Here is a 21,754-nt window from a genome sequence, read left to right on the forward strand (position 1 = left end):
CAGAGCATTACGTATGGCAATTGGCTCGACGCGCTTAGCTCATCAGGGCTCATTTTATTTCTCATACCATCTCAATCTACCGTTTCATGGCTGAGATCTATGCTCAAAGAGCCTGTCCCGATCAGGCAGTGGCTTGCTGTCGGTCTAATGATTACTGCGGATATCATCAGGGTTGCCAATAACGTCCTGCCTATTTGGCTCGAATAGTTCGAAAAACTGTTTGCAACGCGCTAGCATGAGGGACCCATAAGGAACCTGATAATACGAGTCTGCGGATGCTGTCTATACCCTTGGTGTTATGCGCCGCCTTTATATACCTGACACTGCTGTTTGGTATCGCCTCCTATGGTGAGCGACGTTCCGCCCAAGGGATTCGCCCCTGGCGTTACACGCTGGCGCTGGGTGTGCACTGCACGACCTGGGCGTTTTATGGCACGGTCACACAGGCCGCGCAGTATGGCTGGTGGTTTGCACCGACTTACCTGGGTGGCATCTGTATTTTTCTGTTCGCCCACCAGTTCCAGATTAAAATGCTGAAGCTGGTCAAGCAGCAAAACCTCACATCCATCGCCGACCTGATCGGCTCCCGCTATGGCAAATCACCCATGCTCGCTGCCGTTGTCGCGCTGATCTGCCTGGTAGCTCTGATTCCATATATCGCATTGCAATTGCGAGCCGTTGCCGCCAGTTTTGCCGCGGTGACCGGCATGGGGCCCGCACTCGCTCCCTGGTTCATGGATCTGGCGGCAGCGGTTGCGCTTGCCATGATCGGTTTCGCCATCCTCTTTGGTGCCCGACGACTGAGTCTGGCAGAGCAGCACTCTGGTTTGATGGACGCAGTTGCTTTCGAATCCGTCGTAAAACTGACAGCTTTTGCCATAGTAGGCATGTTTGTCAGTTACCAACTGTTTGATGGCATTAACGATCTGGTTGTACAGACGGCGGCAGACCCGATTGCGCGGACGATGCTGCAACCAAAAGAAAACGGGGTTTATATCTACCTCACTCACATGTTGCTGGGCGCACTGGCCATGTTTGTATTACCCAGACAATTTCAGGTCAACTTCATCGAGAACAACAGCCCCGAGGAACTGAAAAAAGCGCGCTGGGCCTTTCCTTTGTATTTGTTTGCCATCAATTTTTTCATTTTGCCAATAGCCATGGGAGGCATGCTACTGGCTCCCGAGGCACAATCGCAGGATACCTTTCTGCTTTCCTTGCCCATTCTTGCCGATAGGCCGGATATCAGTCTGGTGGCCTTTATAGGTGGGCTCTCCACTGCAACCAGCATGGTCATTATGGCCACCCTGGCCTTGAGCATCATGATTTCGAATGACGTGATCACACCGCTGTGGCTGCGCTCAAGACGCCCTGGCAAACTCATATCGAATCTGATGCCTGGCGATATTCTGCTGACCAGGCGGCTAACCATGCTGCTGATCGTTGTGCTTGCCTACATTTATCACAAGCTGACACAAGGCGGGGTGCCGTTGGTCAGCAACGGCCTGATAGCCATGGCATTGGTTTCGCAGCTTGCACCCGCCATGTTTGGTGGGCTGTTATGGGCACGCGCCAATCTCGGCGGAGCCATCGCCGGACTTCTCTCGGGCACGGGAGTGTGGACTTTCACGTTGTTGCTGCCATCCATAAACCCGGCTGTTATTCTGTCTGACAAAGCCATCAGTGATGGCGTAGTGATCAGCCTGGCCGTCAATATAGCCATTTACGTTGTTGTATCGCTGGTGACTCGACAGAGTGCACTGGAACAAAATCAGGCCAGACACTTCACCCGTCCGGATCGGGAATCCGCTCTGCCTAATGACAGTCAGCAAGTCACCTGGGGAAAGCTGCGTGCCGTGTTGTCACGATTTGTCAACCCGGCCGATGCCAGCGGCCTTGACCGACGTCTGGGCTTAACCATTGCCGACGAACCGGATGAAAAGTTGGTGCACCCAACGCTGCTGGCGAGGATGGAACGAGAGCTTGCCGGCGCCATCGGTAGCTCTGCAAGCCGTTTGCTGATCAGCAGTCTGGCCAGAACCTCGGCGGATGCTGTAGATGAGGTCGTTGACTGGGCATCGGAAGCCTCACAACTCTATCGCTTCAATCGCGAACTGTTGCAGGCATCTGTGGAAAACATACCGCAGGGCATCAGCGTCATCGATAAGGAGCTGCGCCTGGTAGCCTGGAACCAACGCTATCTGGAAATTTTTGACTATCCCGACGGACTGATAAAAGCGGGTGTGGCCATTGAAGAAATCCTCAACTTTAATGCCCGCCGGGGACTGTTCGGCGCGCCTGATGCCAATATCGAAGAGGAGGTCAGCAAACGACTGGAACACTTGCGCAGCGGCAGCCGCTATCGCTACCAGCGACAGCAGCCATCGGGCCAGATCATCGAACTGCAGGGCAATCCCATGCCTGATGGAGGGTTTGTCACCACTTACACAGACATCACCGAACTGGTCATTGCCCAGGATGAGCTCCGGCGTATCAACGCTGAGCTGGAAGCCCGGGTTGCAGAGCGCACACAGGCCTTGTCCGAAGCAAAACAGGCCGCCGAATTCGCACATCAGAGCAAATCCAGGTTTTTTGCGGCGGCCAGCCATGACCTGATGCAACCGTTTAATGCCGCCAGTCTGTTCTGTGAGATGCTATTGCAGAGGCTGCAGCATGATGAATCCAGACTGGCCCTGCAAATTCAGCAGTCATTACAGAATGCTGAAGAATTACTGACCATGCTGCTGGAAATGACAAAACTCGAATCCGGCAACCTTCAGCCCATTAAGAACGACGTAGCACTATGGGACATCATGCAACCCTTGCAGGCTTCTTTCCAACTGCTGGCACAGGACAAAGGACTCGACTTCCGTATGCATCCCTCTCAGGCGGTCGTATATACGGACCAAAAGATACTGCAACGCATACTGCAAAATCTGCTCAGCAATGCTATTCGCTACACCCCGCATGGACGGGTCGTTTGCGGTGTCCGGCGTAGAACTGACATGCAGCTTGAACTGCAGGTCTGGGATACCGGACGCGGCATCCCCCATGAAAAATTCCAGGAAATTTTCATGGAGTTTAAACAGCTGGATCAGCAGGATCATAATCCCGGACTGGGGCTGGGTCTGGCTATCGTAGATCGCATGTGCAAGCTGCTGGAAATCCCTTTGCGCCTGGAGTCAACACTGGGTCGTGGCACCTGTTTTGCGCTGACTTTGCCTGTGCGCAACTGGCAAAGCACTACCCTCAAGCGACGCCGAAGCGCATACGATGCGGCCCGCTGGTCAGTACCGGATAACACCCACGTACTGATATTGGATGACGATGACAACATACGGGATGCTTTGACTTCATTGTTCCAGGGCTGGGGCGCGAAGGTGACAGCCTGTGCCACACTGCAAGACGCCCTGCAGCTCGAAAAAGAGCCTGACCTGCTGTTTATCGATTACCACCTGTCAGATCATGATGTCGGGACTGAAGCTATAACAGAGTTGAGGCATCGATATCGCTCAGACATACCAGCCATACTCAGCACCGCCGACCCGGACGAAAATATTCGTGAGCAGGTAGTGCAGGTCAAGGCCATGTTCCTGCCCAAACCCGTAAAACAGGCAGCGCTTAAGAGACTGCTAAAAAGTGTCCTGAGCTGGTAAATTATCCTCATCATCAGCGCGCAGCATGTCGTGAAAAAGGACACCCGCCTGAGTTCGGTTTATAACACCCAGCTTGCGCAGAATAGCCGAAACATGCTGTTTGACAGTCGTTTCCTGAACCTGCAATTCAAAAGCTATTTGTTTATTAAGTAGTCCATCAGCGATGCATCGCAGCACTTTAAACTGTTGAGGAGTCAGTTGACCTAGTTTAGTGGCAAATTCCTGATGCAATCGATTGGGCCGATTACTCAGCGCAGTAAGCAGGTGCGACGGCAACCAGCTGTCGCCAGCCAGCACTGCCTCAACCGCCAGAATGATTTCGGGTAATGGTGTTGATTTCGGGACATAGGCGCTGGCGCCAAAGCTCATGGAACGGGCAATCACGTCCAGTTGCTCATTGGCGGAAACAACGATCACCAGCACATCAGGGAACTGATTTCTGATTGTTGTCAGTCCAGCCAGACCGTGGTTCCCCGGCATATTCAGATCCAGAAAAACCAACTCAATCTGTGCATTGCTTTCCAGACAGAGCATCAATTCTGCAAATGAAGCAGCGTCCTGCACACCCGCATTCAGCGTAGCACTCAAAGTCTGTCGCAAAGCGGCCCTGAACAAAGGGTGGTCATCAGCAATTACTACTTTTGAAGGCTCCGAAGCTCGTGCGTCGGTAGCATCTGGGTGAGATAGCGTCATCGTTTGTTCATCTGAAACTGGCTGATCAACAGGTTTACACCAAATTAAACCAGCAACAAAAAAAATGCCACCATGATCTTCATCATGGTGGCAAAGGTCGTAGAGCTGACCGGTCAATCAGAATCGATAGCCCATTGACAGACTGATTGTGCGCGGTGCGCCGTAATAACCAATCAATGTGGTATCGCCGCCAAGTCCCGGTGCATAACCATTCGGCAGCGACGCATCAGCGGCACCCAGGAAGGCGTAGTTACCGACCAGAAACTCCTCATTGGTGAGGTTCTTGCCATGCAGGCCAACTGACCACTTACCATCATCACTGAGCCAGTTGACACCAATATTCAGCACACCATAACCATCCTGTTCAAGCACGTTGCCTAGCTCGGTCAGACTGTATTTGCTGCGGTAATTGTAGTTACCTGTGAATACCAGCCCTCCAGTCGAGATCGGCATATCATAGGTAAAACCGAGATTCATGGTGCGCTTGGGTGTATTGGTAATGACAAAATTATCAGTAATATCGATACGATTCAGGTTCGCGTCAAAGCTGAATACATTGTTAAAACTGGCATCGATAAAGCCGATGTTGCCGAACACACTCAGATTCTGACTGGCTAGCCAGGTGAACTCGAATTCAGCGCCAGTTGCATCGGACTCACCGACATTTCCCAGACGTTGATTCAGTGCCGCCGCATTATCAGGGTCAGGAATCACAGAAATATACTGGCGGTTCTTGTGATCCAGCATAAAAGCTGCCGCATTCAGCCGGAACGTTGAAGTGACATCAGTTTTGACGCCGATTTCGTACGACTGTACATCTTCTGGATCGGCTGCCGGTTCGGCGCGCTCGGCACGTGGGTTGAAGGTACCCGACTTGAAGCCTTCACTGTAGCTGGCGTAATACATGGTATCGTCATTAGCCTGGAACTCGACACTGATTCGTGGTGTTACTTTCGACCAGTTCTCTGAATCATCCAGTACAACTGGCGTTCCAGTACCGGGGGCGCGCACATACCCGGGAACCCAACCGGATTCGGGATAGACTGTCGAAAAGATCAGGCCATTACGCACCAAAGAATCCTTTTCATCCTTGGTGTAACGCAAACCACCGCTGATACTCCATTGTTCATTTAAACGGTAAGTGCCATCAGCATAGACTGCAGTACTTTTACTGTTGCTGCAGCCTGAAACTTCACGGGTCAGACCTGGCAGCCCCAGAGACTGTCCGAGTCCTTCCAGAATCGCATCAAATACACCGCATGACTCGGAGTCAAAATAATACAGGCCGGACACCAGATTCCAGTTCTCAGCGCGATAATTCAGCTGAAGCTCCTGGGTGAACCATTCATCATCATAGATGGCTGGAACATCAAAAATACGCAGTGGCGTGTTATCAAAATCAATACTCACCGGCGAATAGTTTTCACGCTGCGAAGTAATCGACTTGAGTGTGGTACGTTCGTTGACATCCCAGGTGACTGTTAGATTGACACCTTCGGTTTCAACACGATTTTTGGTTGGCAGACTGGTATAAGAATCGTAAATACTGTCCGGAACCGGAGCCGAATCAGTCAAAAGACTGGGCAGCAAACGGTAACCGCCCTTGGAGTTGGACTTGTCATCCGTCTGGTCGTAACCAAACTGAATAAACAGGTTATCCGCAGGTGCATATTCTGCGGTCACCCGGAACGCCTGCAGATCCTTGTTGTAGTTCTCCAGATCCTGACCTGGCAGGTCACTAACCAGGAATTTTCCGTAACCATCGCGAGTCAGGTCAGCGAATCCAAAACCCAGATAAAGCTTATCTGAGACCGGGACTTGGCCGACCAGCTTGAGATCACGCTGACCGTAGTTACCGAGTGTCAGTTTGGCATCCAGCTCGGCGTCGCCGCTCATGCGCTGGGTAACATATTTCAAGGCACCGCCTACTGTATTTTTTCCATATAGGGTACCCTGAGGCCCACGCAACACCTCTACACGCTGAACGTTCAGTATATCCAGAACTGCACCCTGAGGACGTGCTATATAAACATCATCAATGTAGATGCCCACGCCCGATTCATAGCCCCACAACGGATCTTCCTGACCGACACCGCGGATGAATGCTGTCAGGGTGGAATTAGTTGCACGACTTTCCTGCAAGGTGGTATTCGGTGAAAACTGCTGAACTTCAAGAATGGTCTGCAATCCGCGATTTTCAATATCGCCTTCACCGATAGACGTGACGGCCAACGGCACTCGCTGCATGTTTTCAACAGTGCGGCGCGCCGTTACTTCTATGCTTTCCAGTATACGGCCTTCACTTTGTGTGCTGTCCTGGGCCAGCGCCGGGGTGGCCAGCCCGCTGATCGCGGCTGATACGGCCAGGGCGCAGGCTGAATGTTTGAAATATGTCTGTTGCATCGAAATGGCTCCCCGTGATTTTTATTGGTCGGCAGCCACCTTACTGCAAGTCTCGAGGTTTGTGACCTGTACCATAGTACTATGGGTTGCGCAGATGCATTCGTGAACAATAACCCTCACTGAAATAACCATAGCAATCATCAGTAGACGAGAGGGCAACATGTCAGAAGTCATCAGTTTAGTCGGCCTGGTCGGTGGCCTTGCCCTGCTTATTGTCATGACCCTGCGCGGCTGGAATTTGTTTATCAGCGCCCCTTTATGCGCTCTGCTGGTCGCTCTCACCAGCCGTATCCCGTTGTTTGCCGATGATGTCAATTTTGTCCAGAGCTACATGAGCGGGTTTACCGGATTCATTGCCTCATGGTTTTTTATGTTTCTGCTGGGATCCATTTTTGGCAAATTCATGGAAGACACCGGGGCGGCTGACAGCGTCGCCGCATGGATCACCGGCCGACTGGGCAAACAGCGCGCCGTATTAGCCGTGGTTATTGCCTGCGCCGTGCTTACTTATGGCGGTGTCAGCCTGTTTGTTGTGGCCTTTGCGGTCTACCCCATGGCGCTGAGCCTGTTCAAAGAAGCCAATCTGCCCAGGCGGTTTATACCGGCAGCCCTGGCCTTCGGCTCGGTCACCTTTACCATGACCTCGGCCGGCTCACCGGAAATTCAGAACTGGATTCCGATGGAGTATCTGGGCACCACACCTTATGCTGCCTGGGAAGTCAGTCTTGTTGTTGCGGTTTTTATGGCAGTATTTGGGTACTGGTGGCTGCAGCGCATCATCGCTACCGCTGTTGGCCGGGGCGAACGATTTCTGGAACGCGCGTCAGACCCGACAGTCAGCGAACGCAATTTGCCGCATCCGCTGACTGGATTATTGCCGCTGTGCGTCGTACTTGGCCTGTCCTTTGTTTATCACGATTCACTGATGCAGAACGCGCTGATTGTCGCCCTGCTGGGTGGGGTTCTGTCGCTGACAATCATCAATTGGACCTATTTCAAGGATCTGCATGCCGCGCTGGGTCATGCCACCACTGGTGCACTGGTTGCAATCGGCAATACCGCAGCGGTTGTTGGATTTGGTGGCGTTGCGCGCACCACGCCAGCCTTTGATATGGCAGTGCTTGCCGTCACATCCTTACCCGGCAATGAATTGGTTGGCGCCGCGATTGCTGTCAGCGCCATTGCCGGACTGACCGGCTCCGCGTCGGGTGGCCAGGTTATCGCTTTACCGGCAGTCGCCCCGCACTATCTGGATCTGGGCGTTAATCCTGAGCAACTGCACCGGGTGGTGGCCATATCATCCGGCGCTTTAGACTCTCTGCCACACAACGGTTACGTGGTCACTACCATTCGTGGCATCTGCAACGAATCTCACAAAGATGCCTATTGGGCCGTAGGCGCGGTCACTGTGGTCGTCCCGCTGCTGGGTCTCGCACTTGCCATACTGCTGTTCAATCTGTTCTGAAAAAATTCCATGAGGAGTACGCAATGCATGGCAATATGATGCGGTCGCCGTTGTTGATCATTGACCTGCTTGATCACGCACGTCGACAGCACCCGGAGCAGCAAGTTGTTTCCCGCCGCATCGAGGGTGATCTGCACCGCAGTACCTATCGCGAAATCTGGCAGCGCAGTGCACAACTGGCCAATGCGCTGCAACAGCTGAACGTAAAACCTGGCGACCGCATCGCCACACTGGCGTGGAACACCCATCGGCACATGGAGCTCTATTACGGCGTTTCTGGTATCGGCGCTATTCTGCATACCATCAACCCGCGATTGTTTCACGAGCAGATTGCCTACATCATCAATCATGCCGAAGATCAGTTCATCTTTGTTGATCTCAGTTTTATTGCGATTCTGGAGAGCATTGCAGATCAGTTGCCTACGCTGAAAGGCATTGTTGTGATGACTGACCGCGCGCACATGCCTGACTGCGGACTTGACGGTCTGTACTGCTACGAAGATTTGCTGAACGCCCAGGACGAGCATTACAACTGGCCGCTGCTCGATGAAAATACGGCTGCAGCGCTGTGCTATACATCAGGGACAACAGGCAATCCAAAAGGCGTGCTGTATTCGCACCGCGCCATGGTCCTGCATGCCCAGGCCACTGCGTCGCGCGAGCTGCTCGATTTGTCCAGGGACGCAGTGCTCATGCCCATGGTCGCCATGTACCACGCCGGAGCGTGGGGCGCCCCGTATGCAGCCCCATTAGTCGGCTGCAAACTGGTACTGCCCGGCGCCGGCATGGACGGCGCATCCATGGCCGAGCTGATTGAGCAGGAACAGGTCAACATCGGACTGGGTGTACCCACAGTCTGGCTGACCCTGCACAATTACTGGCTGGAACACGGTATTCGCAACACGTATCTGAAAAGGGTATGCGTCGGCGGTGCAGCGTCACCACTTGGTATGGTGGCGCTTTATCACAAACACCATAATGTCTACTGGCAACCCATCTGGGGCATGACGGAAACCGGCCCCCTGGCCACCTCGCTGCCGCCCACGCCCGACGTCATGGCACTGCCGCTGGCCGAGCGTCATAAACTGCAGGCCACCGCCGGGCGCGCAGCTTTTAATGTCAACCTGGCAATCTTTGATGAAAACAACAATGCCCTGCCCCACGATGGCGTCACCTCAGGCGAGCTGAGAGTCCGGGGTCCGTGGATCTGCAGCAGCTATTACAGAAACTCCGACATGAGTGCATTTCCCGATGGCTGGCTGGCAACCGGGGATATTGCCACCATCGATGCCAAGGGTTTTCTGCGCGTAGTTGACCGCATTAAAGATGTTGTAAAAAGCGGTGGGGAATGGATAAGTTCGCTGGAAATAGAAAGCATCGTCAGTCAGCATGAGGCGGTCAGCGAATGCGCAGTTATCGGTGCAAAACATCAAAAATGGGACGAGCGGCCTGTATTGCTGGTGGTCAAAAACACAAATGCTGATATCGATGTAAAAGACATCAGCCGCTTTTTGGACGGGCGAATCGCACGCTGGTGGATGCCGGACCGGGTGATTTTTGTTGAATCCCTGCCCCGCACGGGCACAGGCAAAGTCCTTAAAAACGAACTGCGCGAGCAGTATGGCACTATCTTACTGGAGAGTTAATGCGATGAATCAGTCATTCAAAGTGTTCTGCCAAATGATCGGTCTGGCAACAGTCTTGTCAGGCGCAGTCTGCTTAGCTGCTGCAGACGACAATTCAGTCGGACTGGTCAATAAACAGACCTTCAGCACACACGATTTTCAAACCTTCAACGGTTCAGAGATCCCTGTTGTGAATATTGGATGGGAAGCTTATGGGGAGCTGAATGCCAATAAAGACAATGTCATTCTGATTACCCATTTCTTCTCTGGCAACAGCCATGCCGCCGGCCGGTACACCGAAGACGACGCTCTGCCCGGCTACTGGGACAGCATCATCGGGCCGGGCAAGGCCATCGACACCAACCGCTACTACGTCATCAGTTCCGACACACTGGTTAACCAGGAACCTCACAATCCATTGGTCACCACGACCGGTCCGGCCAGCATCAATCCGTCCACCGGCGAGCCGTACGGGCTGGACTTTCCGGTTGTCACCATCCGCGACTTTGTCAATGTTCAAAAAGCCTTGCTGGACAGCCTGGGTATCAGCCGCCTGCACGCTGTCATAGGCGCTTCCATGGGCTCGCTGCAGGCCCTGGACTGGGCAACCGCCTACCCGGATTTCGTCGAACGCGTGATTTCCGTCATTGGCGGGGGCGCCGTAGATCCATGGACCATCGCCACACTGCAACAATGGGCCAATCCGATTCTGGCCGACCCCAACTGGAACAACGGCGATTACTATGGTGGCGAGGCGCCGCTGGCCGGACTGCGTCAGGCACTTGGCATGGTGACTTTACAGGCCATGCACCCATTGATGTTTAACCAGTTGTACGCCGCTAGTGGTCCGGGCGAATCCGCTCCCTTGCATGATATTCGCGCCAACTTCACCGTGGTGGATCAACTGAATGCCGCTGCAGATGCCAGGACCACCTTTGCCGATGCCAACCATGTGCTTTACCTGGTGCGCGCCAACCAGTTGTTTATGGCAGGTTTTTCCGAAAACCTGCGCGCTGGTCTGTCGCGGGTCAGCGCCAAGACATTATTCCTGCCGGCCAGCAATGATCTTTTGTTGCAGCCTTATCTGGCACGCACAGCGCATGAAACCCTTATGGAACTGGGTAAAACCAGCTATTATGAGGAGATTGACGGCCCCTGGGGGCATCTGGACGGAGTCTATCTGATTGACCAAAAGGCAGAGTTGATCGAGCAGTTCCTGTCCACGGACTGACGCTGCCAAATCACCACAAATTGTGACATTTTTGTATTAGAACTTGATCCTTTTGGCAATCAGGCATAGCCTAGTACTACAGGCAATAAAATATTATAGTACTGAGTACAAAAAACCCGCCTCCATCAATCTTTAATAATAAATGGAGAATTCATCCGTGAACTCTAGACTGACCCGCAGACGATTTATCAAGGGCGTCATATTTTTCGGAGCTGCCGCATCCAGTGGCGCCGGATTTTATCTCGCATCGGCTGCTTCAAGACCTGCCGGTGGCGTAGAACGCCTGATCTCACTGAATGTCAATGGCCGAACGCGCCGCGTTGACGTGACTCCCCAGGAAACACTTGCTCATACCCTGCGCTACAAGCTGGGCCTGACGGGCACCAAGATCGGCTGCAATCGCGGCGAATGCGGAGCCTGCACCGTCACCGTTGACGACGTCACGCATTACGCATGCTCCATGCTGACACACTCGGTCAAGGATCGCGCCGTTGTAACAGTGGAGGGTTTGCGAGCCGCCGACGGCAGCCTGCATCCGGTACAACAGGCATTCATTGATGAGCTAAGCCCGCAATGTGGTTTCTGCACACCGGGACAGATCATGTCCGCTGTGGCGCTGCTGAAAACCAATCCGCGGCCGACTCGGGAGGAAGCCCGCCAGGCTCTGGCCGGCAACCTATGTCGCTGCGGCGCTTATGATCACTATCTGAATGGCGTGATGCGCGCCTCGGGGCAATTATCATGACATACAAGCACATAGGTAAAAACTTTACGCCACCGGATATCGAAGCCAAAGTCACCGGTACGGCGCGCTATGCAGAAGATTTCAAAAAAGAAGGCATGGTGTTCGCCCGACTGCTGACCAGCCCGCTGCCGGCTGGCCGGGTTGTCAGTATTGATTACTCAGAAGCTCTGGCAATGGAAGGCGTGGTAGGTATCCTGACTACCGAGGACCTGCCGCAGGCGGCCCCACCCGCAAACCCCCCGCTGGCATCCGATGTCATCGCCTATCTGGGACAGCCGATTCTCGCAATTGCGGCCGTGACAGAAGAGATTGCTGAGAATGCCATTGAGAAAGTCCGGATCGAATTCGAACGTCGCCCGTTTGTTGTTGATCCCCTGGACACTCTGGTCGAAGGCGGCCCCAACCCCTATCCAAATGGTAATACCCTGATTCGCAACGCCGCAGCAGCCGCAGCAGGCACAACTCAGTCCGGTACCGATGTCGGCGAGATCAAATGGTCTCGCGACGCCGTTGCCGCCTTCCGCGCCGGCCGCGAGCCGAGCAACGTGACCTGGGGAGATCAGTGGGAGTTTGGTGACCTGGATGCAGCCTTTGCTGAGTGCTCGGTCATCGTTGAAGAGCCATTTGTTACCATAGGCCAACCCCACCACGCGCTGGAACCGCGCAGCGGCATGGCATACTGGGAAAACGGTCGCTGCTACTTCCACGGTTCACTGCAGAGTCACACAATCGCTGTTGCTCCGCTGGCGGGCATGCTGGGCATTGACCCGGCCAATCTGGTCTTCATCAACGAATACACCGGCGGTGGTTTCGGCGGCAAGATCTTCCCGTATCCCATCATGGCTGTTACCGGCCATCTGGCCCGCAAGATCAATCGTCCGGTACAACTGCGCATAACCCGTGAAGAAGAATTTTACATCGGGCACGCGCGAGCTGGTATGCAGGGCCTCATGAAGCTGGGCCTGAAACCTGACGGGAAAGTTGGCGCAGTGGATGTCATCGTAATTGGTGATGCCGGTGCTGGCGGCGGGGCCAGTGGTTCTGGCGCTGCACGTTTCGTTTCACTGATGGTCCAGCCCGAAGCGATGCGCTTCCGTGGTGTATCACTGTATACCAACACCTCACCTCGAGCCGCCCAGCGCGGGCCCGGTGAGAACGAGATGGCAACTGTGCTTGACCCGATTCTCGACAAAGCCATCAGACAGGCCGGACTGGACCGGGCACAGGTCAGAATCATGAATGCGCCCGACAGCAACGGCCTGATTGGCCCGCAGCGCGGGACCCTGACTGGCGCCTGGATGCCGCAGGCGATCGCTCAGGCGGCAGAGATGTTTGGCTGGGAAGAGAAAAGACAATTGTCCGGACGTCGAAACGGCAACAAGGTGACTGGCATTGGAATCGGTATGGGCTATCACTCTGCCGGTGCCAGCGGATATGACGGATTGTGCCGTATCGGCACGGACGGCAAACTGTACCTGCATACAGGTGTAGGCAACCTGGGCACCTACTCTTACGCTGCAGTCGTCCGAACGGCCGCAGAAGTGCTCAAGGTAGACTGGGAAAACTGTGAAATTGTTCGCGGCAATACCGATCTTCACCTGCCCTACAGCACTTTCCAGGCAGGCAGTAACACCATGTTCACCGAAGTGCGCACAAACTACGTAGCCGCGCAGGATGCATTGCGCAAACTGAAAGCGATTGCTGCCAGTGAGCTGGGTGGTGAACCTGACGACTACGATATTGACGGAGCGCGGGTGTTCCTGACCAGCAATCCGGACCAGGGTCTGACCTATGCCGAGGCGGCGCAACGTGCCGTGTCAATGGGTGGCGAATATAGCGGTCAGCAGTATCCTGACGATCTGAATCCGGTCACCAAGCGTGCCGTAGAAGGTCTTGCCGGAACAGGGCTGATTGGTGTAGCCAAGGACTCTCGCCACAGCGGTACCGTCCCGGCATTCACTGTCGGCTTCATGGAAATCGAGCTCGATACCATGACCGGCAAATACGACATCCTCGATTACACTGCCGTGGCAGATTGTGGCACCATCATTCACCCGATGGGCTTCCGCCAGAGCATGAACGGTGGTGGCGTATGGGGTGTTGGCCTGGCAGGCTACGAACGTCTGGTGTATGACACCCAGAACGGACTGCCGGCCAACATCGGACTGTATCAGGCCAAGATTCCGACATTCCTGGATATCCCGCATGTTACCCACAGTGATGCCACTAATATGGCTGACCCGCAAAGCCCGATGGGGTCACGCGGTGTGGGTGAGCCGGCACAAGGCAGCGCCTGCGCGGCACTTGCCAGTGCCATCTCTGATGCATTGGGACACCAGTTCAATCGCTACCCGGTTACCCCTGACATGATTGTGAATCACGTTGCAGGGCTGGATAGCTTCAATACCGGCGATCTGAAATCGAATACATTCTGAGGTTTAAACTATGCCAGCTTATGACAATATGCCAGAAATGGACCTCTATCAGCCGGTACAGGTAGAGGACGCTTTAGCCCTCGCCTCACGTTTAGCTGATCGAGGGTGGTTGCTGGGCGGCGGCCAGGACACCTACGGGTGGATCAAGGATCGCGCCAAGCGTCCCGAAGCATTAATCGATCTTAATGGAATCGAATCAATGCGCGGGATACGTGAGACCAGCAACGGAATCGAAATTGGGGCATTGACTACTTTGACTGAAGTAGCCAATAACTCACTGATCAAGGAACGCTACGCGTTGCTGGCCAAGGCCGCATCCGTGGTGGCCAGCCCACAGATCCGTAATGTCGGCACCATTGCCGGTAACGTGGCTCAGGACGTGCGCTGCTGGTACTACCGCCGCGGTCTGGACTGCTACCGTGCCGGTGGCAACCTTTGCTATGCAGATACTCCTGAAGCACAGAACCGCGAACACGCGTTGTTTAATGCCAGCCGCTGTGTGGCAGTAACACCGAGTGACACAGCGCCCGCGCTGGTGGCACTTGAAGCCGAAATGGTCATAGCCCGTAACGGTGGTCAACGCGTGGTTGCAGCTGAGAACTTTTTTGTGGGCCCGGCGGTCGACATCGAGAACACCACTGTGCTGCGTGAAGGCGAAATCCTCACGGCTGTTCGGATCCCCGCCAAGTGGGCAAACGCTGAGTTCTACTATGAAAAAGTAGCAGATCGAAATGTCTGGGACTTTGCTCTGGTCAGTATTGCAGCCGCCATGCGCATTGAAGGCGGCAACATTGCCGACTCGAGACTGGTGTGCGGTGCTGTGGAGTGTACACCGCGTCGCCTGACTTCAGTTGAGCGTGCAATTCGTGGCCGCCCGCGTAATCAGGCTACTGCAGACATGGTTGCCGGTATGGCTGTTCAGGGCGCCAAGCCCCTCGCCCGTAATCACTACAAGATTCCAATGATGGATAATCTTGTTAAACGGGCACTGACCGCCTGATCGATAAACTGCTTGATAAATAAACTCCGGGCCGCATCCTACAGGTGCGGCCCGGAAATTTTTACGGGAAACGAATAATTTTGTCGGCAATTGCCAGTGGCGCTTCCCGATGAGAAACCATCACCACTGATATCCCCATCCCCGCAATCTCACTGACCAACTCCTTTTCGACAGCCAGATCCAGGTTAGCCGTCGCTTCATCCAGAAACATTATTCTGGCACGCTTATAAAACGTCCGCGCCAACAATATCCGTTGTTTCTGGCCTGCTGACATGATCGAACCCATATCCCCTACCAGGCTGTTGTAAGTCATGGGTAATGAACGAATAAAATCTTCAATCCTGGCCTGCTTTGCTGCCAGCTCAAGACGTTTATGATCCACCGGTTCATCAAACAGGGTGATGTTGTCCATAATGCTGCCACTGAGCAACTGATCTGTCTGCAGAACACCAGAGCAGGAATCACGAAACTGTCGAACACCAAATTCGCGTATATCAACACCATCCACCAACACGCTGCCCTGATCAGGTTTAATCAAACCGGCCATTATTTTCAGCAGGGTTGACTTGCCGCTGCCTGATCGACCAACAACTCCGACAATCTGACCGGCATCAATGGTCAAGGAAACATTATTCAGAACCGGACTGCCAGATCCCGGGTATGTATACGAAACTCCTTTGATTTCCAGGCTACCACTAATCTGTCGACGGAGTGTCGGCAACTGTAAGCGCGCGACCTCTTTTTCACTGCACGTAATATCTGACACACGCTCCAACTGCAGCCGAACCAGACGAATCTGCACCAACTTATCGATAAATGATCTGATCGAGGCCGTAAAGTTACCTTTTAGAGCCACAAATGCCGTGAGAAAGCCGAGGGTAATATGACCATCAATGACCAATAGTGCCGCCAGATAAATAACCAGTATGTTTTCTGCCGCTCCCAGAACACCATATACAGCTTCAATATTGATGGAGAATCGACTCAAGGATACCTGGGAATTAATCTGACTGGCATAGAGGTTACGCCAGCTCGCAAGGCGAGGCACTTCCCGGCAATAAAATTTGATAATCTCGATAGCACGCATGTTTTCCATCAGCCCGGAGCTGGTTTTGGCTTCCGCCACCAGCACCTGTTCCTGCAGAGATTTTATTTTGGGTATAAACACAAGTTTCAAAATGGCAGTAGCAATAACAAACAACAGCACAATGCCGGCGAGCAGAGCATTAAAATAGAACATGACTGCCAGGGTGATCATGGCCAGCACGCCATCGAGTACGACTGTAATCAGATCTTCCGTCAGAATTCGTCTGATCTCCCGGATGGAGCCAAACCTTGACACGACATCTCCTACGTGACGCCTTTCAAAATAGTCGACCGGCAGCCCCAACAGGTGGCTGAACACATTACCGGCCATCTGAAAGCCCAATTGATTTGAAAAATACAGTTGCACCTGCGATCGCGCATAAGTCATGGCAACCGAACTCAATCCCAGCAGAAAAAAAGCCAGCGCCAGAATCCCCAGAATATCCCGATCCTGCCGGGACAATCCTTCATCGATAACCATCTGCATGTAAAACGCGCTGCCTATCGATGCCAGTTGCAACAGTAGTGACAGCAGAAACAATTGCGAAACGGCTGCGTAGAAACCAGGGTAGCGGCGAAACAGATCAGTCAGTCTCGATCGACGGGTTTCAGTTCCCGGCGTGAAGTCAGCTGCTGGCGTCAATTCCAGCGCAATACCGGTGACATGCCTGGATGCTTCCTCCATGGTATAGGAGCGGATGCCCACCGCCGGGTCGTGAATGACAATGGCTTTGCTTGACACTTTTTTCAGCACCACAAAGTGATTCATATCCCAATGCAGAATCACAGGTAGCTGAAGATTAGCGAGGTCAGGCATGTCAATTTTTAACGGCCGCGCACTCATTTCCAATGCGGCACTGATTGCCATTAACTCAGCGAGTGAAGCGCCCGCAGCCGACACAGGATGATGCTGACGGAGGCTGTTCAAATCGGTATGCTTTCCAAAACAGCTACTTATCATGGCCAGGCAGGCCAGACCACATTCCGATCGTTCAGCCTGCAGTATCAAAGGCAAACCACGCGAGTTGCCAAAAAGGTCAAAAAAAGTCACAAACGCTGCCCCAGATTCGCCAACGGCTTGAATACCTTCTGTATCATTGTCTGCTCTCCGGTAATCACATCAGCGTAAAACTGCATCCCCGTTTGCAGCTTGATATCGGGACTGCGCGCCCTGTCTGATTCGCTCGGCCCGTTCAGGCGCGCCTGCACCAGATAAACCGGTTCCCTCAAATCAATTGGCAGCCTGAAATCACGTGGATCCATGGCTATTTTTGACACAGATATAATTTCAGCAGCGAAACTGCCGTAAGTCTGAAATGGATAGGCATCATAATTAAGCCTGATCGCCTGACCAACCTCGATATTGCCGCGGGACTTTGACGGCAGAAACAACCATGCACGCAAATCATCCGTCTTCGGAGAAACCGTCATGACGGTTGATCCCGACTGCAGCACATCGCCTGTTCGAAGCAGCAGATTATCGACCCGGCCATCGGCGGGCGCGACAATGCTGAATTCACCCGCTGCAGCCATCTCATAACGTTGTTGCAGCAGCTGAACCATGCTGCTCTTCAGGAACTGAATGTCTTCCTCCATCACGGTAGGCAACATTGCCTGGCGCGCCTGAGCCTCATTTAAGGCAGCTTCACGGACACGTATCTGTAGTTCTGCCGATTTGCCCCGCTGCTGCAATTGATAAAGCGCTATGCGCGCCTGTCGCAGTTCGCGCTCAGAGGCCAGATCAAGCGCATGCAAATCTGATATTTTCTCGTAATCAGCAGCAGAGAGCGTACTTTGCTGATTTATGAGCACGAACTCTTCTGCCAGCAGATCCCGCTCTGAAGCCAGTTCATTTATTTTTGCCGCCAACCTTTGACTATCCAGCGCGGCTTTACGCGACCGCAGATCTATTCTGCGCTGCATCGCACCAATCTGTTGATCCAGAAAAGACAACTGATCCTGCACAACACGCTCACCCTGGTGATTGGTAAGTGGATCAATCACCGTCATCAGTACATCACCCTGCATGACACTGTCTCCATTACTGACAAGAAGCTTGCTGATGGTGCCACCACGATGAACCTGGACCTTCAACAGGCCTTCGGCGGGGTTAAGATAGCCTCGCACGCGTTCTGTCTGGGAAATGCTGGCGAAACAGGCGAAACCCAAAAAGCAGGAAAAAATCCCTGCCAACAACATCACCAGCGCCTTGATGCTCCAGGGTTGATAAAACACCGCCTCTCCATCTGCGGTTCTGCAACTGAATAACAGGGCTTCATGCCTGAACAGGCTGCTGCTCATTGTTGTCCTCCATGACAAAATAACCAGGTAGTGTGCCGAGAAACTTCCACTGATCGGGCGCTCTTTTTATCCATTGCTCAGCCTGTCTGACCAGTTGTTGGGTAATGCGGTTTACAGCATCAGTCATATTTTCCCCGGGGAGCAGTTCTGGTGATATCCGCTCCGAGAACTCAATACGTTGTTTCTGACCCGACTGAAACGTGACAAAGGGATAAATAAAGGCGCGCCCGGAAACAGCCAATTGCGCCGGTCCTTTTACAAAGCGCGCTGTCCGTCCCAAAAACTGAACATTCGTTGTCTGCCCAAACTCATCCTTGAGGTCAGCCAGAATGGCAACTGTATGGCCACCTCTACGTAAGTTACTGACAATCTGCAATGGTGAGTCACGACCATGACACGCGACGAAATGACGGGAACTGCCACCTGCAAAGAGATTGCTCCACCCCTCATCCAGCCCCTCACGCCTTAGAGAGGTTGCAGTCCGATGTTCAGCTGCGTGCGAAGAAATGCGTTTAAACGCACCAGTGAAGTCTCCCATGTGTATGGTCAGCAAAATTCGAGAGCCATTATCACCGTTGATGACACGTTGATAGTCAGACTCATCTGGCCATACAAACTCTCTGACAAGGCGTGCGGATTCCACTGAATTGGCAAGATGTGCCATTCGGCGCGAATAGAACTGGGCGTTCATAAAAGCATTGCGGAGCAGCAGATTATCCACAATACGCTCAGGTTCTGATAGAAGACATGCGATCACTATCCGTCGCCTACCCGAATACCGCTGCTCGCCGCATCGTTTGTTGTAGCCATGTATAAAGCGAAACATCAAGCCAGAAACCACTCTGCCCATGCCTGTGTGCAAGCTGGCGGCTGCAGCCTGGGTGCGAAGATGATTCTCGACGCGCATGTAAATTTTTTCAGTGGCGCTTCGTTCTTTACGCAGGCGACATTCCATCTTGTGAACAGCCTGTTGTATTCGCTCCAGGTCTGGCGACTGACCTTCAGGATACACTTTGAAGCCTGTCTCAGACCTGACTATACGAAGACCAGCAATGTTATCGCTACACAGATGTTGCAGCTCACCAACTACGACCACCTCTGCACGGCTGTTCAGAATGCCCTCCAGCCTCGTGCAGAGCACTACCAGTGCTCGCTGGTCAGAACACGGCTCAGATTCATGAACTTGAGTCACAGACTCTCCTCCCGTGACTGCCTCACAGACTTTGTTATCATTCGCACAATATCCCCGACCGTATGCAGCGAAGCCATGGCACTCTCATCTACCTGAGCATCGAACTGCTGCTCCAGATCAAATACAACCTCGATCAGTTTTAGTGAATCAAGGCCCAGGTCCGCGAGTTTTATTCCTGCATCGTCAAGCAACATGGTCTGACCACATTGTTTCGCTGCCTGCTGCAGCGCAGCAAACACCTGCTCCCTGATGAAGGCATCCTGTTTATCTGTTGTCACGACAAACTCCTTATTGAATTGGGCGTCAGTTCATCCAGCAGATTAGCCAATGCCGATCTGCGGACTTTGCCACTGCTTGTCAGCGGAATTCGTCCCCTGCGCACATGAACAATACAGGCGGGCAAGACATCGGCATGGGCGCTTACCGCTGCTCTTATGCGGGCATTCAGTGCATCCGGATCAGGCGCTGTTGTCTCGACCATGACAGCGAGACCCTCGGCACCATCCGCCATCACCGGCAAAACCGCGCAAAGCCAGACGTCATCCTGCTGTGCGCCCAACAACACACTTGCTTCCAGGTCTTCAGCCTGAATTTGTCTGCCCCTGATTTTGATGACGTTTTTGAGTCTTCCACTGATATACAACTCCCCTTCTGTCAAAAAACCCAGGTCTCCCGACCTCATATAGTTGCCTTGCAAACCAGGCAGAATCCTGTCAAAAGTCGCTTCAGTGCTGACTCGACTACGGAAGTACCCTTTTGCCACCGAATCGGAACGTATGAGAATTTCTCCACATTGACCAGATGGACAAAACTTCCCGGTATTCGGGTTCACAATACAGACAGTTGCGGCAGGTTTACCCACCGACACCTGCCCCGTTTCAATGTCTCGTTTTATGCCCTGACGACCACTGACAAACAAAGTGGATTCGGCCAGACCATAACAAGGGTAAAATGCAGATAGTTTGAATCCATTGCCTGCCCATTGCTCAGCAAACACGCGCAACACATCTGCATCAATTTTCTCTGAGCCGCAGTACGCCAGACGCCAACTACTCAGATCCAGACCGGACAAACATTCCCGCGTTCTGAATTTTTCGGATACCGTGCAAAGTCGATAGGCAAATGCAGGTGCACCGCTAATGCTGACGCCGTAACGCGATATGTTCCGCAACCAGGATTGTGGTCGACCGATAAAATTTATCGGCGTCATAAAGTAGTTTTGTATGCCAGAGAATACCGGTTGCAGCACATGACCAATAAGTCCCATATCATGATGCAACGGCAGCCAGCACAGACCTGCATCGGATCGGCCAATAGCAAAGGCCTTGTGAATACATGCCAGATTATGCAAAACGTTCTTGTGGCTGATCACAATCCCACGAGGTTGCCGGGTCGAGCCTGAAGAAAACTGGATAAACGCCGGCTCATCGCTGTTTACTTCTGAGAATGAAAGCTGACAATTCGATGGGTCACGCTCCATTAATTGCGCTATGGAAAACGCTGGAACTTCATTTTCAACGCGAGTTCGCAGACTGTCTTTTGTGAGCACGGCGGCAATACCCTTTTCCGTCAGTTGGTCAACGATATCGGCCGGTGTCTGTCCGCGCTGCCTGGACATGGGTGCAGGCCGGATTTCAGCCAGCAGACAGGCCCAGAATGACACAACAAACTCTTTTTCTGGCAACATCAGCAGCGCTACAGACTGTTGAGGGCCAATGAACTGCCGAAGTCGTTTGGCCAGATTTTCTGCTTGTGTGTAGAGCTGCAGGCAATTCAGTTGTTCACTGATCTCTCCACGTCGATTCAGAAATGAATACTGAATTCTGTGTGGTGCGCTATGAGCAGCCGACTGCAAAATTGTACCCAGGTTGTTTACTGACATGACATCCTTGTCTAAGCAGGTTCTGGTAAATTAATAGTGC

At 53.1% G+C, this 21,754-nt stretch carries 14 protein-coding genes; 7 read left to right on the plus strand and 7 right to left on the minus strand.

Features of this window, described 5'->3' with window-relative positions:
- Positions 1 to 275 precede the first annotated feature (275 nt).
- Positions 276 to 3,656 carry a hybrid sensor histidine kinase/response regulator gene (locus PS2015_RS11025; protein ID WP_058022294.1) on the plus strand — a complete coding sequence of 1,127 codons (3,381 nt, stop codon included), beginning with the start codon at positions 276 to 278 and terminating at the stop codon, positions 3,654 to 3,656.
- On the opposite strand, the gene PS2015_RS11030 is transcribed toward PS2015_RS11025, so the two are convergent.
- Positions 3,633 to 4,349, minus strand: coding sequence for a response regulator (locus tag PS2015_RS11030; RefSeq protein WP_058023288.1), 717 nt, complete (start codon positions 4,347 to 4,349; stop codon positions 3,633 to 3,635). The genes PS2015_RS11025 and PS2015_RS11030 overlap by 24 nt on opposite strands.
- 117 nt (positions 4,350 to 4,466) lie before the next feature.
- Positions 4,467 to 6,752 carry a TonB-dependent receptor gene (locus tag PS2015_RS11035; protein WP_058022295.1) on the minus strand — a complete coding sequence of 762 codons (2,286 nt, stop codon included), beginning with the start codon at positions 6,750 to 6,752 and terminating at the stop codon, positions 4,467 to 4,469.
- A gap of 160 nt (positions 6,753 to 6,912) precedes the next feature.
- On the opposite strand from PS2015_RS11035, the gene PS2015_RS11040 reads away from it, so the two are divergent.
- From PS2015_RS11040 to PS2015_RS11065, 6 genes are all read left to right on the plus strand, one after another.
- Entirely contained in the window at positions 6,913 to 8,217 is a 1,305-nt protein-coding gene (locus PS2015_RS11040; protein ID WP_058022296.1) for a GntP family permease, read from the plus strand.
- Positions 8,218 to 8,240: 23 nt separating this feature from the next.
- A complete protein-coding gene (locus tag PS2015_RS11045) occupies positions 8,241 to 9,863 on the plus strand; it encodes a long-chain fatty acid--CoA ligase (protein ID WP_058022297.1) in 1,623 nt (540 codons plus the stop codon).
- 4 nt (positions 9,864 to 9,867) lie between these two features.
- The gene (locus PS2015_RS11050; RefSeq protein ID WP_237113315.1) at positions 9,868 to 11,073 is read left to right on the plus strand and encodes an E22 family MetX-like putative esterase; all 1,206 of its coding nucleotides are present in this window, start codon (positions 9,868 to 9,870) and stop codon (positions 11,071 to 11,073) included.
- Positions 11,074 to 11,230: 157 nt separating this feature from the next.
- Positions 11,231 to 11,818: a (2Fe-2S)-binding protein gene (locus PS2015_RS11055; RefSeq protein ID WP_237113316.1), complete on the plus strand. Its 588-nt coding sequence runs from the start codon at positions 11,231 to 11,233 to the stop codon at positions 11,816 to 11,818.
- Positions 11,815 to 14,253, plus strand: coding sequence for a xanthine dehydrogenase family protein molybdopterin-binding subunit (locus PS2015_RS11060; protein ID WP_058022298.1), 2,439 nt, complete (start codon positions 11,815 to 11,817; stop codon positions 14,251 to 14,253). Before PS2015_RS11055 ends, PS2015_RS11060 begins: the two co-directional genes overlap by 4 nt.
- A gap of 10 nt (positions 14,254 to 14,263) precedes the next feature.
- Positions 14,264 to 15,253 carry an FAD binding domain-containing protein gene (locus PS2015_RS11065; RefSeq protein WP_058022299.1) on the plus strand — a complete coding sequence of 330 codons (990 nt, stop codon included), beginning with the start codon at positions 14,264 to 14,266 and terminating at the stop codon, positions 15,251 to 15,253.
- A gap of 61 nt (positions 15,254 to 15,314) precedes the next feature.
- Here the strand turns inward: PS2015_RS11065 and PS2015_RS11070 are convergent, their stop codons facing one another.
- Genes PS2015_RS11070 through PS2015_RS11090 form a run of 5 tightly spaced genes read right to left on the minus strand, consistent with a single transcriptional unit; the run spans position 15,315 to position 21,714 of the window.
- Positions 15,315 to 17,390 (minus strand): peptidase domain-containing ABC transporter, encoded by a 2,076-nt coding sequence (locus tag PS2015_RS11070; RefSeq protein ID WP_082628101.1) that lies wholly within the window; start codon positions 17,388 to 17,390, stop codon positions 15,315 to 15,317.
- Positions 17,387 to 18,640 (minus strand): HlyD family secretion protein, encoded by a 1,254-nt coding sequence (locus tag PS2015_RS11075; RefSeq protein WP_058022301.1) that lies wholly within the window; start codon positions 18,638 to 18,640, stop codon positions 17,387 to 17,389. Before PS2015_RS11075 ends, PS2015_RS11070 begins: the two co-directional genes overlap by 4 nt.
- Complete coding sequence (locus PS2015_RS11080; RefSeq protein ID WP_058022302.1) at positions 18,615 to 19,832, minus strand: LpxL/LpxP family acyltransferase; 1,218 nt, start codon at positions 19,830 to 19,832, stop codon at positions 18,615 to 18,617. Before PS2015_RS11080 ends, PS2015_RS11075 begins: the two co-directional genes overlap by 26 nt.
- Positions 19,829 to 20,110 carry an acyl carrier protein gene (locus PS2015_RS11085; protein ID WP_058022303.1) on the minus strand — a complete coding sequence of 94 codons (282 nt, stop codon included), beginning with the start codon at positions 20,108 to 20,110 and terminating at the stop codon, positions 19,829 to 19,831. Before PS2015_RS11085 ends, PS2015_RS11080 begins: the two co-directional genes overlap by 4 nt.
- Positions 20,107 to 21,714 carry an AMP-binding protein gene (locus tag PS2015_RS11090; RefSeq protein ID WP_058022304.1) on the minus strand — a complete coding sequence of 536 codons (1,608 nt, stop codon included), beginning with the start codon at positions 21,712 to 21,714 and terminating at the stop codon, positions 20,107 to 20,109. Before PS2015_RS11090 ends, PS2015_RS11085 begins: the two co-directional genes overlap by 4 nt.
- Positions 21,715 to 21,754: the final 40 nt, after the last annotated feature.

This window comes from Pseudohongiella spirulinae (assembly GCF_001444425.1).
Taxonomy (GTDB): Bacteria; Pseudomonadota; Gammaproteobacteria; order Pseudomonadales; family Pseudohongiellaceae; genus Pseudohongiella; species Pseudohongiella spirulinae.

Coding starts and splice junctions, on each gene's coding strand:
- PS2015_RS11025 (WP_058022294.1), top strand. CDS start 276: ATGCTGTCTATACCCTTGGTGTTATGCGCCGCCTTTATATACCTGACA.
- PS2015_RS11030 (WP_058023288.1), bottom strand. CDS start 4,349: ATGACGCTATCTCACCCAGATGCTACCGACGCACGAGCTTCGGAGCCT.
- PS2015_RS11035 (WP_058022295.1), bottom strand. CDS start 6,752: ATGCAACAGACATATTTCAAACATTCAGCCTGCGCCCTGGCCGTATCA.
- PS2015_RS11040 (WP_058022296.1), top strand. CDS start 6,913: ATGTCAGAAGTCATCAGTTTAGTCGGCCTGGTCGGTGGCCTTGCCCTG.
- PS2015_RS11045 (WP_058022297.1), top strand. CDS start 8,241: ATGCATGGCAATATGATGCGGTCGCCGTTGTTGATCATTGACCTGCTT.
- PS2015_RS11050 (WP_237113315.1), top strand. CDS start 9,868: ATGAATCAGTCATTCAAAGTGTTCTGCCAAATGATCGGTCTGGCAACA.
- PS2015_RS11060 (WP_058022298.1), top strand. CDS start 11,815: ATGACATACAAGCACATAGGTAAAAACTTTACGCCACCGGATATCGAA.
- PS2015_RS11065 (WP_058022299.1), top strand. CDS start 14,264: ATGCCAGCTTATGACAATATGCCAGAAATGGACCTCTATCAGCCGGTA.
- PS2015_RS11075 (WP_058022301.1), bottom strand. CDS start 18,640: ATGAGCAGCAGCCTGTTCAGGCATGAAGCCCTGTTATTCAGTTGCAGA.
- PS2015_RS11090 (WP_058022304.1), bottom strand. CDS start 21,714: ATGTCAGTAAACAACCTGGGTACAATTTTGCAGTCGGCTGCTCATAGC.